At 66.5% G+C, this 13,265-nt stretch carries 13 protein-coding genes; 7 read left to right on the top strand and 6 right to left on the bottom strand.

What is annotated here, in order from left to right; genetic code table 11:
* Positions 1 to 175 precede the first annotated feature (175 nt).
* A complete protein-coding gene (gene gnd / locus ACFRAH_RS20875) occupies positions 176 to 1,060 on the top strand; it encodes a phosphogluconate dehydrogenase (NAD(+)-dependent, decarboxylating) (RefSeq protein WP_377992824.1) in 885 nt (294 codons plus the stop codon).
* Positions 1,061 to 1,190: 130 nt separating this feature from the next.
* On the opposite strand, the gene ACFRAH_RS20870 is transcribed toward gnd, so the two are convergent.
* A complete protein-coding gene (locus tag ACFRAH_RS20870; RefSeq protein ID WP_377992823.1) occupies positions 1,191 to 2,459 on the bottom strand; it encodes a LuxR C-terminal-related transcriptional regulator in 1,269 nt (422 codons plus the stop codon).
* Between the two features lie 193 nt (positions 2,460 to 2,652).
* Between ACFRAH_RS20870 and tkt the strand changes: the two genes are divergently transcribed.
* The 6 genes from tkt to ACFRAH_RS20840 all read left to right on the top strand — a co-directional run bounded on the left by tkt (position 2,653) and on the right by ACFRAH_RS20840 (position 8,895).
* Entirely contained in the window at positions 2,653 to 4,809 is a 2,157-nt protein-coding gene (gene tkt, locus ACFRAH_RS20865; RefSeq protein ID WP_377992822.1) for a transketolase, read from the top strand.
* 22 nt (positions 4,810 to 4,831) lie between these two features.
* Positions 4,832 to 5,953, top strand: coding sequence for a transaldolase (gene tal / locus ACFRAH_RS20860; protein ID WP_377992821.1), 1,122 nt, complete (start codon positions 4,832 to 4,834; stop codon positions 5,951 to 5,953).
* A 112-nt stretch (positions 5,954 to 6,065) separates the two neighbouring features.
* Positions 6,066 to 6,785, top strand: a complete 720-nt coding sequence (gene rpe, locus ACFRAH_RS20855; protein WP_377992820.1) for a ribulose-phosphate 3-epimerase — start codon at positions 6,066 to 6,068, stop codon at positions 6,783 to 6,785.
* An 11-nt stretch (positions 6,786 to 6,796) separates the two neighbouring features.
* On the top strand, positions 6,797 to 7,270 hold the full coding sequence (locus tag ACFRAH_RS20850) for a ribose-5-phosphate isomerase (RefSeq protein ID WP_377992819.1): 474 nt from the start codon (positions 6,797 to 6,799) through the stop codon (positions 7,268 to 7,270).
* A gap of 1 nt (position 7,271) precedes the next feature.
* Complete coding sequence (gene fbaA, locus ACFRAH_RS20845) at positions 7,272 to 8,291, top strand: class II fructose-bisphosphate aldolase (RefSeq protein ID WP_377992818.1); 1,020 nt, start codon at positions 7,272 to 7,274, stop codon at positions 8,289 to 8,291.
* Positions 8,292 to 8,319: 28 nt separating this feature from the next.
* On the top strand, positions 8,320 to 8,895 hold the full coding sequence (locus tag ACFRAH_RS20840; protein ID WP_377992817.1) for a ribose-5-phosphate isomerase: 576 nt from the start codon (positions 8,320 to 8,322) through the stop codon (positions 8,893 to 8,895).
* On the opposite strand, the gene ACFRAH_RS20835 is transcribed toward ACFRAH_RS20840, so the two are convergent.
* The 5 genes from ACFRAH_RS20835 to ACFRAH_RS20815 are packed head-to-tail and all read right to left on the bottom strand — an operon-like array spanning position 8,892 to position 13,244.
* Positions 8,892 to 9,125: a hypothetical protein gene (locus ACFRAH_RS20835; RefSeq protein ID WP_377992816.1), complete on the bottom strand. Its 234-nt coding sequence runs from the start codon at positions 9,123 to 9,125 to the stop codon at positions 8,892 to 8,894. The genes ACFRAH_RS20840 and ACFRAH_RS20835 overlap by 4 nt on opposite strands.
* Position 9,126: 1 nt before the next feature.
* On the bottom strand, positions 9,127 to 10,176 hold the full coding sequence (locus tag ACFRAH_RS20830) for a proline racemase family protein (protein WP_377992815.1): 1,050 nt from the start codon (positions 10,174 to 10,176) through the stop codon (positions 9,127 to 9,129).
* Between the two features lie 44 nt (positions 10,177 to 10,220).
* Positions 10,221 to 10,967 carry an SDR family NAD(P)-dependent oxidoreductase gene (locus tag ACFRAH_RS20825; RefSeq protein ID WP_377992814.1) on the bottom strand — a complete coding sequence of 249 codons (747 nt, stop codon included), beginning with the start codon at positions 10,965 to 10,967 and terminating at the stop codon, positions 10,221 to 10,223.
* A complete protein-coding gene (locus ACFRAH_RS20820) occupies positions 10,964 to 11,752 on the bottom strand; it encodes an SDR family NAD(P)-dependent oxidoreductase (RefSeq protein WP_377992813.1) in 789 nt (262 codons plus the stop codon). Before ACFRAH_RS20820 ends, ACFRAH_RS20825 begins: the two co-directional genes overlap by 4 nt.
* A 4-nt stretch (positions 11,753 to 11,756) precedes the next feature.
* The gene (locus ACFRAH_RS20815) at positions 11,757 to 13,244 is read right to left on the bottom strand and encodes a gamma-aminobutyraldehyde dehydrogenase (RefSeq protein ID WP_377992812.1); all 1,488 of its coding nucleotides are present in this window, start codon (positions 13,242 to 13,244) and stop codon (positions 11,757 to 11,759) included.
* Positions 13,245 to 13,265: the final 21 nt, after the last annotated feature.

Below are 13,265 nucleotides of genomic sequence, written 5' to 3'. Positions count from 1 at the left end.
ACCACCAGGCCACCAGCAAACACTCCACCCGCACCGAACACGGCCTCGAAGCCCTCGGCGCCGCCACCATGGCCCTCATGTTCGCCACCATGACCACCTAACCCCACCACCTACCCAAAAGGGCCTACCCAAAAGGGCCTACCCAAAAGGGTTGTTCACAGGAAAGAGTTCCCCCATGCACATCGGACTGATCGGCCTTGGAAAAATGGGCTTCAACATGCGCGAACGGCTGCGCAACGGTGGTGTGGAGGTTACCGGCTACGACCGCAACCGGGACGTCACCGACGTGGCTTCGGTGGACGAGCTCCTCGCGAAGGTGCCGGCGCCCCGGATCATCTGGATCATGGTACCCGCCGGTGCCGCTACCGGGGCGGTCGTCGCGGAGCTGGGTGAAAAACTCGAGCGGGGCGACCTGGTGATTGACGGTGGCAATTCCCGTTTCACCGAGGACCAGAAACATGGCGGGCTGCTGGCCGCGAAAGGCATCAGCTTCGCGGACTGCGGGGTGTCCGGTGGTGTCTGGGGCCTGCAGAACGGGTACGGCCTGATGGCCGGGGGCAGCGCTGCGGATATCGAGCGCGCCCTTCCGGTCTTTGACGCTCTGCGGCCGGTCGGTGAACGGGCGGACAGTTTCGTCCATGTTGGCGGAATCGGCGCAGGCCACTACACCAAAATGGTGCACAACGGCATCGAATACGGCCTCATGCAGGCCTACGCCGAGGGCTACCAGCTGCTTGCGTCCAAAGACATCATCACCGACCTCCCCGGCACCTTCCGCGCCTGGCAAAAGGGCACAGTGGTGCGGTCCTGGCTCCTGGATTTGCTGGTCAAGGCCCTGGAGGAGGATCCGGGGCTGCAGAACATCGGCGACTACGTCGAGGATTCCGGCGAGGGCCGGTGGACTGTGGAAGAAGCGATTGCCAATGCCATTCCCGCCCCCGCAATCACAGCTTCGCTGTTCGCACGCTTCGCGTCACGGGAACACAGTTCCCCGGCGATGAAGATGGTGTCCGCGCTCCGCCACCAGTTCGGCGGCCACGCCACCCATCCCGCCAGATAGCGTCTTCGATGTACCGTCTGCCTTTTCCCACAGCCGGACCAAATGAACGACGACGGCGCCACGCGCCGAAGTGCCCGGCCTCCTGGATGGAGCCGGGCACCTCAGCCGGGGGAGCCGGGTGCTTGCCCGGTCACCGGAATCCGTGGCTGTGTGCCAGCGCAATCGCTTCGGTGCGTGAACCGACGTCGAGCTTCCTGAACAGGTTCCGCACGTGGAACTTGACCGTATTCTCGCTGATGCCCATGGTCGAGGCGATGGTGCGGTTGCGGTGTCCGGCCGCGAGGTGCTGGAGCACTTCGAGTTCCCGGGCGGCCAGGTTCCATCCGGCAGCATCCCCCGCCGGCCGGGCGGGCAGGTCCAGCGGGAGCGAGACGAAGATGTCGGCGCCCCAGCCGGGCATGACGTCCATCCGGAGATGTCCGTTGAGCGCCTGGACCCGGCGGTCCAGTCGGCTGATGGCCGGGTCCTCGGTGGTGAGTGCGCCGCCGCCGTCATCGCGCACGTTGATCAGCAGATTCTCGCCGTCGCAGTCCCAATGCGTCCGGATCCTGCTGACCTCCGGCTGTTCCATCATGGTCAGCACCAGCCCGCGGACCACCGCGCGTGCGGCGTGGGCAACCTCGCCGGGCAGGGCCCTTCCGTTCAGCGGCGGTTCGATGAACTGGACCTCGGTTCCGCTGAAGCTCGTGAGCGGCCGCAGGTCCTCCCGCAGGCGTTCAAAGGCTTTGGCGACGGGCTCTTCCACAAGGTCGGTCGTGCGGTCGCTGAGGGTGCGGAGCCCGACCAGCGCCTTGGCCGTGAGGTCGGTGACCGTTGTGCGCGCCAGGGCGTCCTCGAGGGAGGATGAGCGCAGGGCTGCCAGCAGGGTCTCCAGCGTTGTGGAGTGCAGGTCGGTCAGTTCCGCGGTCACGCGGACGCGTTCAGCCGAGGCCGCGCGTGATTCCGCCAGGTACGACGGCGGCGCATCGGCCACCTTTTCCTGGATCCGCCGGGCTGTAATGCCCCACAGGTACGTCAGCAGTTCCAGCCCCGGGTTGTCCCGCGGATCTGCCGGACGGGGATCGGTGAGGACCAGGATGGCCTGGCTGGGGCCGTGTTTCATGGCCAGGGCCGGCCGGGACCGGCCGGCGAGCACGGCGTCGCCGAGCCAGGGCGTCTCATCCGATAGGCCGGCGCGAAGCTCGTCCAGCTCGGCGATGGAGACCTTGGAAATGATGTCCTCCTGGCCTGCCTTCTTCTGCGGGCGGCCCGTGCAGTCTTCGGTGAAGATCACCAGCGCGCTGCATCCCAAGTGCGGAAGCGTGGCGTCACGCAGCCGTTCCGCAATCTGGGCCAGGGGAGCATCGGCCAATGCTGACACAGAATGCAGCAGCGGCCACGGCAAGTCTGAAAGGGACATAGTGGATTCCTTCATGGACTGTTGAGCGGCTGCGCTTCCTCGCGCGGCCACCGGGCGAAACTTCCGCCCACCCGAAAGTATAGCCAAAAACTGTCAGAAAACAGTGTTACCCCTACCCATTTGTTTCGGAATTATGGGTAGCAACCAGAGACCGGCCGCTATTGGCCGATGACCGTATCAAAGGAGATAAATCGTGAATCCGACTGCAACCGCGACCCGTATCGCTGAGGGCACCCTAGATTCAACACTCGACTGGACGCCCGAGGACCAGCGCGCGGTGGACACCGCCCGGGTTTTGGCCGCGGATGCCGTGGAGAAGGTGGGCAACGGCCACCCCGGCACGGCGATGAGCCTGGCTCCGGCCGCGTACCTTCTGTTCCAGAAGCTGATGCGGCACGACCCGCGCGACGCCGACTGGATCGGCCGTGACCGGTTCATCCTCTCGCCGGGCCACTCCTCGCTGACGCTGTACATCCAGCTGTTCCTCTCCGGCTACGGCCTGGAACTGAAGGACCTGGAAGCGCTGCGCACGTGGGGTTCGCTGACCCCGGGCCACCCCGAGTACAAGCACACCGCCGGTGTGGAGATCACCACCGGCCCGCTGGGCCAGGGCCTGGCCTCCTCGGTTGGCTTCGCCTACTCCCAGCGCCGCCAGCGCGGCCTGTTCGACGCCGATGCTGCCGCCGGCGAGAGCCCGTTCGACCACACCATCTGGGTCATCGCTTCCGACGGTGACATCCAGGAAGGCGTGACGTCCGAGGCTTCCTCCCTCGCCGGCCACCAGGAGCTCGGCAACCTCGTTGTCATTTACGATGAGAACCACATCTCCATCGAGGACGATACCGACATCGCCTTCACCGAGGACGTCCTGAAGCGCTACGAGTCCTACGGCTGGCACACCCAGCGCGTGGACTGGACCAAGACCGGCGACTACGTCGAAGACGTCCAGGAGCTCTACTCCGCACTGCTGGCGGCCAAGGCCGAGACCTCCAAGCCGTCCATCATTTCGCTGCGCACCATCATCGGCTTCCCCGCCCCGAAGAAGCAGAACACGGGCAAGATCCACGGTTCCGCCCTCGGCGGCGATGAAGTCGCAGCCCTGAAGGAAGTGCTGGGCTTCGACCCCGCCAAGTCCTTCGAGGTTGACCAGGAAATCCTGGCCCACGCCCGCCAGGTGGTAGACCGCGGCGCAGCGGCCCGCTCCGAGTGGGAAGAGTCGTTCGCAGCCTGGCAGTCAGCCAACCCGGAAGCTGCCGCTCTGCTCGAGCGCGTCGAAGCCCGCCAGCTGCCCGCAGGACTCGACGCCGCCCTGCCGGTCTTCGAGGCGGGCAAGGACGTCTCCACCCGCGCCGCCTCCGGCAAGGTCCTGAACGCGATCGGCCCGGTCATGCCGGAACTCTGGGGCGGCTCGTGCGACCTCGCGGAGTCGAACAACACCACGATCGAGGGTTCGCCGTCGTTCGTCCCGGCTTCCCGCTCCACGGAAGCGTGGAAGGGCAACCCGTACGGCCGCGTCCTGCACTTCGGTATCCGCGAGCACGCTGCGGCGTCGATCGTGAACGGCATCAGCCTGCACGGCAAGACCCGCGCGTTCTCCGGCACGTTCCTGATCTTCAGCGACTACCAGAAGCCGGCCATCCGCCTCGGTGCCCTCATGGGCGTGCCGTCCATCTATGTGTGGTCGCACGACTCCATCGGCCTCGGCGAGGACGGCCCCACCCACCAGCCGGTGGAGCAGCTCTCCACCCTGCGTGCCATCCCGGGTCTCGACGTCGTCCGTCCGGCCGACGCCAACGAGGTTGGCATCGCGTGGAAGACCATCCTGGAGAACCACGAAAACCCGGCCGGCATCGTCCTGACCCGCCAGAACGTTCCCACCTTCGCCCGCGGCGCGGGCGCTGCGGAGGGTGACACCTTTGCTTCCCCGGCCGGTGTGGCCAAGGGTGGTTACGTCCTGGCCGAGGCAGCCAGGGATGGCAACACCGTGGACGCGCAGGTCATCCTGATCGCCACCGGTTCCGAGGTCGCACTCGCCATCCAGGCCCGCGAAACACTGAAGGCCGAAGGCATCGCCGCCCGCGTGGTTTCCATGCCGTGCGTTGAGTGGTTCAACAAGCAGGACGCTGAGTACCGCGAGGCTGTCCTGCCCGCAGCGGTCACCGCCCGCGTCTCGGTCGAAGCCGGCCTGGCACTGGGCTGGCGCGAGTTCGTCGGTGACGCCGGCCGCTCCATCAGCCTCGAGCACTTCGGCGCCTCGGCAGATTACAAGCGCCTGTTCCAGGAGTTCGGCATCACGGCAGAAGCAGTTACAGCCGCCGCCAAGGACTCCCTCGCCGCGGCAGCCAACTAACTTTCGAAGGAAGAAACAAGCCATGACCAACGCAACACCCACCGCACAGCTTTCCGAAGCAGGCCTGTCCATCTGGCTGGACGACCTCTCCCGCGAGCGGCTCGACAGCGGCAGCCTGCAGAAGCTCATCGATGAGAAGAACGTCGTCGGCGTGACCACCAACCCGTCCATTTTCCAGGCCGCGATCACCTCCGGCACGGACTACGACGCCAAGATTGCCGCACTTGCTGCGCAGGGCGCCGGCGTCGAGGAGACGATCTTCGAGATCACGACGACGGACGTCGCCGACGCATGCGACCTCTTCGCACCGGTCGCCGCCGCCAGCAACGGCGTCGACGGCCGCGTCTCCATCGAGGTTGACCCCCGCCTGGCGTGGGACACCGAAGGCACGATCGCCGAAGCCAAGAACCTCTTCAAGAAGGTCGACAAGGACAACGTCCTGATCAAGATCCCGGCCACCCTTGAGGGCCTGAAGGCCATCACCGCAGTCCTGGCCGAGGGCATCAGCGTCAACGTGACCCTGATCTTCTCGCTGGAGCGCTACCGGGCCGTCATCGATGCCTTCCAGAGCGGCCTGGAGCAGGCCAAGGAAAACGGCCACGACCTGTCCAGGATCCACTCGGTCGCCTCGTTCTTCGTCTCCCGCGTGGACTCCGAAATCGACAAGCGCCTTGACGTGATCGGCACCCCCGCAGCAAAGGCACTCAAGGGCAAGGCCGGCGTCGCGAACGCCCGCCTGGCCTACCAGGTGTTCGAAAAGCTATTCTCCACCGAACGCTGGGCAGTGCTGGCCGAGGCCGGCGCCCGTCCGCAGCGCCCGCTGTGGGCTTCGACCGGCGTGAAGGACCCGGCCTACCCGGACACCCTGTACGTCACCGAACTCGTTGCCGCCGGCGTCGTGAACACCATGCCGGAGAAGACCCTGGACGCCACGTTCGACCACGGCGTGGTCACCGGCGACACCCTTACCGGCACGTACTCGGAAGCGAACACCGTCCTCACGGCTCTCGAACACCTCGGCGTCTCCTACAACAACGTCGTGTCCCTGCTCGAGTCCGAAGGCCTGGAGAAGTTCGTGGCCAGCTGGAAGGAACTCCTCGCCGACGTCGAGGGCGCGCTTGCCGCTGCACGGAGGGCTTCCTAGCCGCCGGTAGGCTTCCTGGCCGCCACCTGTTTCGAGGGCGTGGGGACCCGTTGGGGTCCCCACGCCTTCGTCACCCTGATCATCGAAAGCCTGACCGCTGAAAGGCAACATCATGTCCGCTTCACCCCTGAATTGCTGCATCAACCCCAGCATCCTCTCGGCCGACTTCGTTAACCTCGAAGCCGAGCTGGCCCGCATCAGCAACGCCGACGCCGTGCACGTGGATGTCATGGACAACCACTTCGTGCCCAACCTGACCATTGGCCTGCCGGTCGTGGAACGGATCCAAAAGGTCAGCCCCGTGCCGCTGGACGCCCACCTCATGATCTCCAACGTCGACCGCTGGGCGCCCCAGTTCGCCGACGCCGGCCTGGCCTCGGTGACCTTCCACGTCGAGGCGTCCGACGCCCCCATTAAACTCGCCCGGGAACTGCGCGCCCGCGGGTCCAAGGCCGGCATGGCACTGCGCCCGGCCACCCCCGTGGAGCCCTACCTGGACATGCTCCCGGAACTGGACATGCTGCTGATCATGACCGTCGAGCCCGGCTTCGGCGGCCAGGCGTTCCTGGACGTCATGCTGCCCAAGATCCGGCGCGCCCGCGCCGCCGTCGACGGCTCCGGAGTGGATGTTGCCATCCAGGTGGACGGCGGCATCACGGAAGAAACCATCGTCCGCGCCGCCGAGGCCGGCGCCAATGTCTTCGTGGCCGGATCGTCCGTGTACGGCAAGCCCTCACCCGCCGACGCCATCGAATCCCTCCGCACCAACGGCCAGCTCGCCTTCGCCTCCACAGCACCGCGCCCCAACAACGTCGTATTCCAGCAAGCCTAAAAGGACCACTCATGCGCGTTCACATCGCAACCGACCACGCAGGCATGGAGCTCAGCTCCCACCTCATCACCGCACTGTCAGCCGGCGGCTACGAGATGGTGGACCACGGTCCTGCCGTCTATGACGCCGAGGACGACTACCCTTCATTCTGCATCAACGCCGCGGCCGCCGTCGTTGCCGACCAGGCCGCGGGCGTGGACGCCCTCGGGATCGTGCTGGGCGGCTCGGGCAACGGCGAGCAGATCGCCGCGAACAAGGTCAAGGGCGTACGGGCCGCGCTGGCGTGGAACCTGGACACGGCCAAATTGGCCCGCCAGCACAACAATGCCAACGTGGTCGCGGTGGGCGGGCGCCAGCACACGGTTGAGGAGGCCACCGAACTGATCGAGGCGTTCCTGGCCGAGCCGTTCACCAACGCTGAGCGGCACGAACGCCGCATCGGCAAGATCGCCACCTTCGAAACCACCGGCGAGGTGGTCGAGTAGCATGCCCATTGCAACCCCAGAGATCTATGCCGACATGATCGACCGTGCCAAGAAGGGCGGCTTCGCGTTCCCGGCGGTCAACGTCACTTCTTCCCAGACCCTGAACGCGGCCCTGCGCGGTTTCGCTGAGGCCGAGTCTGACGGGATCGTGCAGGTGTCCACCGGCGGTGCGGCCTACTGGTCGGGTGCGTCCACGAAGGACATGGTTGCCGGTTCGCTTGGCTTCGCCGCGTTCGCCCGCGAGGTGGCCAAGAACTACAACGTGAACATCGCCCTGCACACGGACCACTGCCCGAAGGACAAGCTGGACGGGTTCGTGCTGCCGCTGCTCGCCGCCTCCGAGGCCGAGGTCAAGGCTGGCCGCAACCCGCTGTTCAACTCGCACATGTGGGACGGTTCGGCCGAGACGCTGCAGGAGAACCTGCGCATCGCCCGCGAACTGCTGGCCCGCACCGCTGCAGCCAAGATCATCCTCGAGGTGGAGATCGGCACGGTCGGCGGTGAGGAGGACGGCGTCGAGCACGAGATCAACGAAAAGCTGTACACCACGGTCGAAGACGCCCTGGCCACCATCGACGCCCTGGGCGCCGGGGAGAACGGCCGGTACATCACGGCGCTGACGTTCGGCAACGTGCATGGTGTGTACAAGCCGGGCGGGGTGAAGCTGCGTCCGGAGATCCTGAAGGACATCCAGGCCCAGGTGGGCGCCAGGATCGGCAAGGAGAACCCGTTCGACCTGGTGTTCCATGGCGGGTCGGGTTCCTCGGACCAGGAGATCGCGGATGCGGTGTCCTACGGCACCATCAAGATGAACATCGACACGGACACCCAGTACGCGTACACGCGTCCGGTGGTGGACCACATGTTCCGCAACTACGACGGTGTGCTGAAGGTCGACGGCGAGGTGGGCAACAAGAAGACCTACGACCCCCGCGTCTGGGGCGCCTCCGCCGAGGCCGGCCTCGCCGCCCGCGTCGTTGAGGCAACCCAGCAGCTCGGCTCCGCCGGGCAGAGCTTTTAATCGTACGAGACCACTATGAGGCGATGACATGACATCAACCATTGAACGCAGCGCCGGGACGGCCTACCGGGTCCACATCGGCACCGATCACGCAGGCCTCGAACTGAGCCGGTCGCTGCAACATGAACTGGCCAGCCTGGGCTTTGACGTGGTGGACCATGGACCGCGGGAGTACGACGCCCAGGATGACTATCCGGGATTCTGCATCAGCGCGGCCGAGGGCGTCGCACACGACATCAGCCACAACAGGCCAAGCCTCGGCATCGTCATCGGCGGTTCCGGCAACGGCGAACAGATCGCCGCGAACAAGGTCAGGGGCATCCGCGCCGCCCTGGTCTGGAACGAGTCAACTGCACGGCTGGCCCGCCAGCACAACGACGCCAATGTCATCGCCATCGGCGCCCGTGAACACACGCCGGAGGAATGCCGCCAACTGGCGGTTCTCTTCCTTCAGGAGCCCTTCACGCAGGACTCCCGGCACAAGCGCCGCATCGCGCAGATCGCGGACTACGAAACCTGCGCCACCCCACTGGCGTGCGACATCAGCCGGCGGGATGCACTGGAACGCATGGACCGCAGCGTCGGAACCCCGCAACCCGCCTAGCCGGCCGCCACCCGGTAGTGGAACCCCAGGCGCTCCTCAACGGCCCACGCTTCGTAGGGCGCCGCCTTCTCGAAAAGGCGGCGCCCCTCCGTCGATGAGCGGATCCAGAGGATTCCGCCGTCGTCCGTGACGTCGTCGACCATCCCGCTGCAAACGGATACCCCGTGGCAACGGATCTCCACGCTTGCCCCGCTGAGGAGGCGCCAGTCGTCAATGCGCCGAAGGTCCATTTCAGTACTCCGGTTCCCAGGGCTTGCCCACCACGAATCCCTCCTGGAACGGGTCCGAGGGGTCGAGGACCAGTTGATTGAACGACGTGATCCAGGCGCGCCCGGAGATGCTGGGGACTACCGCTCTGTAAGGACCCACGGTTGTGGTGCCCTCGATCCTCGCGTCGAACTGGCTGCCGATGGGGGACTCGTGCCGGAACAGCTGCCCCGGCGCGAGTTCGCCCCGGGCATGCAGCAGTGCCAGCCTGGCGGACGTTCCCGTCCCGCAGGGCGAACGGTCCAAACGGCCCGGCGACACAATCACGGCGTTGGCGGACCGGACCATTTCGTCGCCGTCGGGACCCTCCTCGCGCAGCAGCGGGCCCGTGAATGACGTGTTGGTGATGCCGGGAATCCGGGGATCGGCAGGGTGGGAGACCTCCAGTTGCTCCGCTGCGGCCTTCTTGATGCGCTGGCCAAGGTCACACAGCTCGGCCTCCCGGCTGATATCGAGCGATATGCCCAGAGTCCCGGCGTCCACAAAGGCAAACGTCATGCCTCCGTAGGCCACGTCGACGGTCACCTTCCCGAGTCCCGGTACGTCGATCTTGGCGTCCTGGTGGTAAACGAAGGCCGGCTGGTTGACCAGCTTCACCCGTTTCACCTTGCCGCCGGCACATGCAGCCTCGATCCGGATCAGGCCGGCGGGCGACTCCAGGACCAGCCGGGTGACCGGCTCGGACATGGGCAGCATCCCCGTCTCCAGGAGGACCGTTGCCACGCACATGGTGTTGGAGCCGGACATCGCGGGGTATTCGGTGGATTCAAGGATGATGTAGCCGAAGTCGGCGTCGGGGTTGTTGGACGGCAGGACCACGTTGGCGTTGTGCCATACGGCCCCGCGCGGCTCGCAGAGGAGGAGCTTGCGCAGATGGTCGAGATTTTCGGAGAAATGAAGCATCTTGTCGAACATCGACGGCCCCGGCACCGGGCCGACACCGCCGACCACCACCTTGCCGGATTCACCTTCGGCGTGCGCGTCCACGACGTTGAGCATGCGGCTGAACCTCACGGTTTTCCTTTCGGCAGGGAGTTAAAGAAGAACGACGACGGCGGTCAGCGCACGTAGTCGGCGCCAGTGATGTCGATGGTTGCTCCGGTGGTGTGCCGGGACCGGCCCGACGCCAGGAACGTGATCACCTCGGCGACGTCCTCGGGCGGGGTGACCTCACCCAGAGGCAGGCCGGCGAGCATCGGATCGTCGGGGGAGATGTGCGCGGAGATGTCCGTCGCCACCCAGCCCGGGGCCACGGCGTAGGCGAGGATATTCTCCTTGGCGTAGCCGCGGGCGATGCCCTTGGTGAGGGCGAGCAGACCGCCCTTGGCCGCGCCGTAGGCGAGGTGTTCGGCGTCGTCACCCCGGTGCGCCGAGCGGCTGGTGACGTTCACGATGATCCCGCCGCCCAGCTTCCGGAACCCGAGGATGGCTACCCTGCAGAGATCGGCAGGGGCCATCAGGTTCAGCTCGTAGTTGGCCTGCCAGCCCTGCTCCCACGTGGCGTCGTCATCGAGTTCCGATGCCAGCCACGCCCCGGCATTGTTGACCAGGACGTCGACGCCGCCGCGCCACTCAGCGGCCTCTGACCAGACGCGCTTGCGCTCGACCGGGTCCCGCAGGTCGCCCTGCACCAGCTTCACCCGCTCGCCGAGCCTGTCTGCCGTGGCCTGGGCGGAGTCCTTGTCGTTGCCGTAGTGCAGCACAACGTGCGCCCCTTCGCGGTGGAGGGCCACCGCCGTTGCCCGGCCGATGCCGCGCGAGGCGCCGGTGACCAGGACCGTCTTCCCGGCCAGCATGCCGCTCATGCGACGGCCTGCGCACCGGTGATTTCGACGACGGAGCCGCAGATGTACGGCGCCTCATCGGAGGCCAGGAACGCCACGAGCGCGGCGATCTCCTCCGGCTTGCCGATGCGCCCGAAGGGCACGAGCGCGTCGAGGTCGGCCACCGTGCGGCCATTGCGCGCCAGGCCGGCTTCAAGCATCGGCGTGTGCACCTCCCCGGGCGCCACGGCGTTGACCCGCACCTTATGCGGCGCATAGTCGCGGGCCAGGTTCTGTGTGAACGAGACCACCGCAGCCTTGGACACGTTGTAGGCGATGTGCCCCGGCGCCGGGTAAATGCCCCACTGGGATGCGGTGTTCACGATGGCGCCCCCGCCGGCCTCGATCATATGCGGGAGGACCGCCCGGCAGAGGTGGAACAGCGAGTCGACGTTCACGGCGAAGGAGAGGTCCCAGTCGGTCTCGGTGAGGGAAAGCAGGTCCCCGCGCCGGTTCACGCCTGCGTTGTTGACCAGGACGTCGAGCCGGCCGCGCGCGTCAATGATCCGCTGCACCGCGGCCTTCGAGGCCTCGGGGTCCAGCAGGTCAAAGACCAGCGGCTCCGCGGAAAGACCTTCGCCAATGAGGGAATCGGCCACCTCCTTGGCCGCCGCCTCGTTCACGTCGCAGATGAACACGTGCGCACCTTCGGCGGCCAGGCGCCGCCCGATGGCCGAGCCGATGCCTCCGCCTGCGCCGGTGACCAGGGCTGTCTTTTCCTCAAACCGCCTGCCGTAAACCCGGCCGGTGGGTTCCGTCGTCGTCATTGTTTCAGCCCTTCAGGGAAAAGATGGTGCGGTGCCAGGCTTTGGCTTTCTCCCCGGTGAGGTCGAACATGACGTGTTTGACCACGGTGTATTCGTCGAGGGAGTAGGTGGACATGTCCTTGCCGAAGCCGGACTGCTTCATGCCGCCGTGGGGCATTTCGCTGATGATCGGAATGTGGTCGTTGACCCAGACTGCTCCGGCGCGGATTTCCCGCGTGGCGCGCAGGGCGCGGTAGACGTCCTTGGTCCAGGCGGAGGCGGCAAGGCCGTAGGGGGTGTCGTTGGCGAGTTCGATCGCTTCGTCGTCGGTGTCGAACGGGGTGACGGCCAGGACGGGGCCGAACACCTCGTCGCGGAAGATCTCGCTGTCCGGGGTGGCATCGGCGACCAGGGTGGGGCGGTAGTAGGAACCGTTGGCGAGGTCGCCGTCTTGTACGCCATCGGGGATGCCGCCGCCGATGACGCGGGCGTAGCCGCGGGCCCGGTCGACCATGCCGGCGACGGTTTCCTGGTGTTTGCGGGAGACGAGCGGGCCCAGGTCGGTGGCGGGGTCGTTGGTGGGACCGAGCTTGACCTTGGCGTAGAGGCCGGCGACGCCCTCAATGAATTTTTCGTAGAGGGAGCGGTGGACGATGGCGCGGGTGGCTGCGGTGCAGTCCTGGCCGGTGTTGATCAGGGATCCGGCGACGGCGCCGTGGATGGCTGCTTCGAGGTCGGCGTCGTCGAACACCACGAAGGGTGCTTTGCCGCCGAGTTCAAGGTGGACGCGTTTGGCGGTGGTGGCTGCTGCGTCCAGGACGGTGCGGCCCACGGTGGTGGAGCCCGTGAAGGAGAGCATGTCCACGTCCGGGTGGCGGAGCAGTTCGGCGCCGACGGCGGAGCCGCGGCCGGTGATGACGTTGATGACGCCGTCCGGGACACCGGCGTCGGTGGCCACTTCAGCGAAGAGGAGAGTGGTGAGCGGGGTGATTTCGGCGGGTTTGAGGACGATCGTGTTGCCGGCGGCGATGGCGGGCAGGATCTTCCAGGCGGCCATCTGCAGGGGGTAGTTCCACGGCGAGATGGAGCCGATTACGCCGATCGCTTCACGGCGGATGGAGGAGGTGTGGTCCGCGGAGTATTCGCCGGTGGCCTTGCCTTCGAGGTTGCGGGCGGCGCCGGCGAAGAAGGCGATGTTGTCGATGGTGCCCGGGACGTCGAATTCGCGGGTGAGGCGGATGGGTTTGCCGGCCTGGCGGGATTCGAGCTGGGCGAATTCCTCGGCGCGTTCTTCCATGAGCGCGGCGAACTTCGTGAGGACGGCGGAGCGTTCGGCCGGGGTGGCGCGGGACCAGGCCGGGAACGCGTCCCGGGCGGCCTGGACGGCTTGGTTAACGTCGTCGCTGCCGGCGAGAGTGATGGTTTCGACGACGGAACCGTTGGACGGGTCGATGACGTCCACGGTTTCCCCGGTGGTGCCCTCGACGAGCTTGCCGTTAATGAACTGGCTCACAACTCCTGCTTTCAGTTGGTT

Source organism: Arthrobacter sp. NPDC056727 (genome assembly GCF_042790555.1).
Classification (GTDB): Bacteria; Actinomycetota; Actinomycetes; order Actinomycetales; family Micrococcaceae; genus Arthrobacter.
Note: the sequence above shows the minus strand (reverse complement) of the source record. Positions and strands in the feature narration are given on the sequence as shown.

What these genes read in the sequence shown, in the direction of transcription:
- ACFRAH_RS20835 (WP_377992816.1), bottom strand. Translation starts at nt 9,125, where the DNA reads ATGGACCTTCGGCGCATTGACGACTGGCGCCTCCTCAGCGGGGCAAGC.
- fbaA (WP_377992818.1), top strand. Translation starts at nt 7,272, where the DNA reads ATGCCCATTGCAACCCCAGAGATCTATGCCGACATGATCGACCGTGCC.
- rpe (WP_377992820.1), top strand. Translation starts at nt 6,066, where the DNA reads ATGTCCGCTTCACCCCTGAATTGCTGCATCAACCCCAGCATCCTCTCG.
- ACFRAH_RS20870 (WP_377992823.1), bottom strand. Translation starts at nt 2,459, where the DNA reads ATGTCCCTTTCAGACTTGCCGTGGCCGCTGCTGCATTCTGTGTCAGCA.
- gnd (WP_377992824.1), top strand. Translation starts at nt 176, where the DNA reads ATGCACATCGGACTGATCGGCCTTGGAAAAATGGGCTTCAACATGCGC.
- ACFRAH_RS20820 (WP_377992813.1), bottom strand. Translation starts at nt 11,752, where the DNA reads ATGACGACGACGGAACCCACCGGCCGGGTTTACGGCAGGCGGTTTGAG.
- ACFRAH_RS20840 (WP_377992817.1), top strand. Translation starts at nt 8,320, where the DNA reads ATGACATCAACCATTGAACGCAGCGCCGGGACGGCCTACCGGGTCCAC.
- tal (WP_377992821.1), top strand. Translation starts at nt 4,832, where the DNA reads ATGACCAACGCAACACCCACCGCACAGCTTTCCGAAGCAGGCCTGTCC.
- ACFRAH_RS20825 (WP_377992814.1), bottom strand. Translation starts at nt 10,967, where the DNA reads ATGAGCGGCATGCTGGCCGGGAAGACGGTCCTGGTCACCGGCGCCTCG.
- ACFRAH_RS20850 (WP_377992819.1), top strand. Translation starts at nt 6,797, where the DNA reads ATGCGCGTTCACATCGCAACCGACCACGCAGGCATGGAGCTCAGCTCC.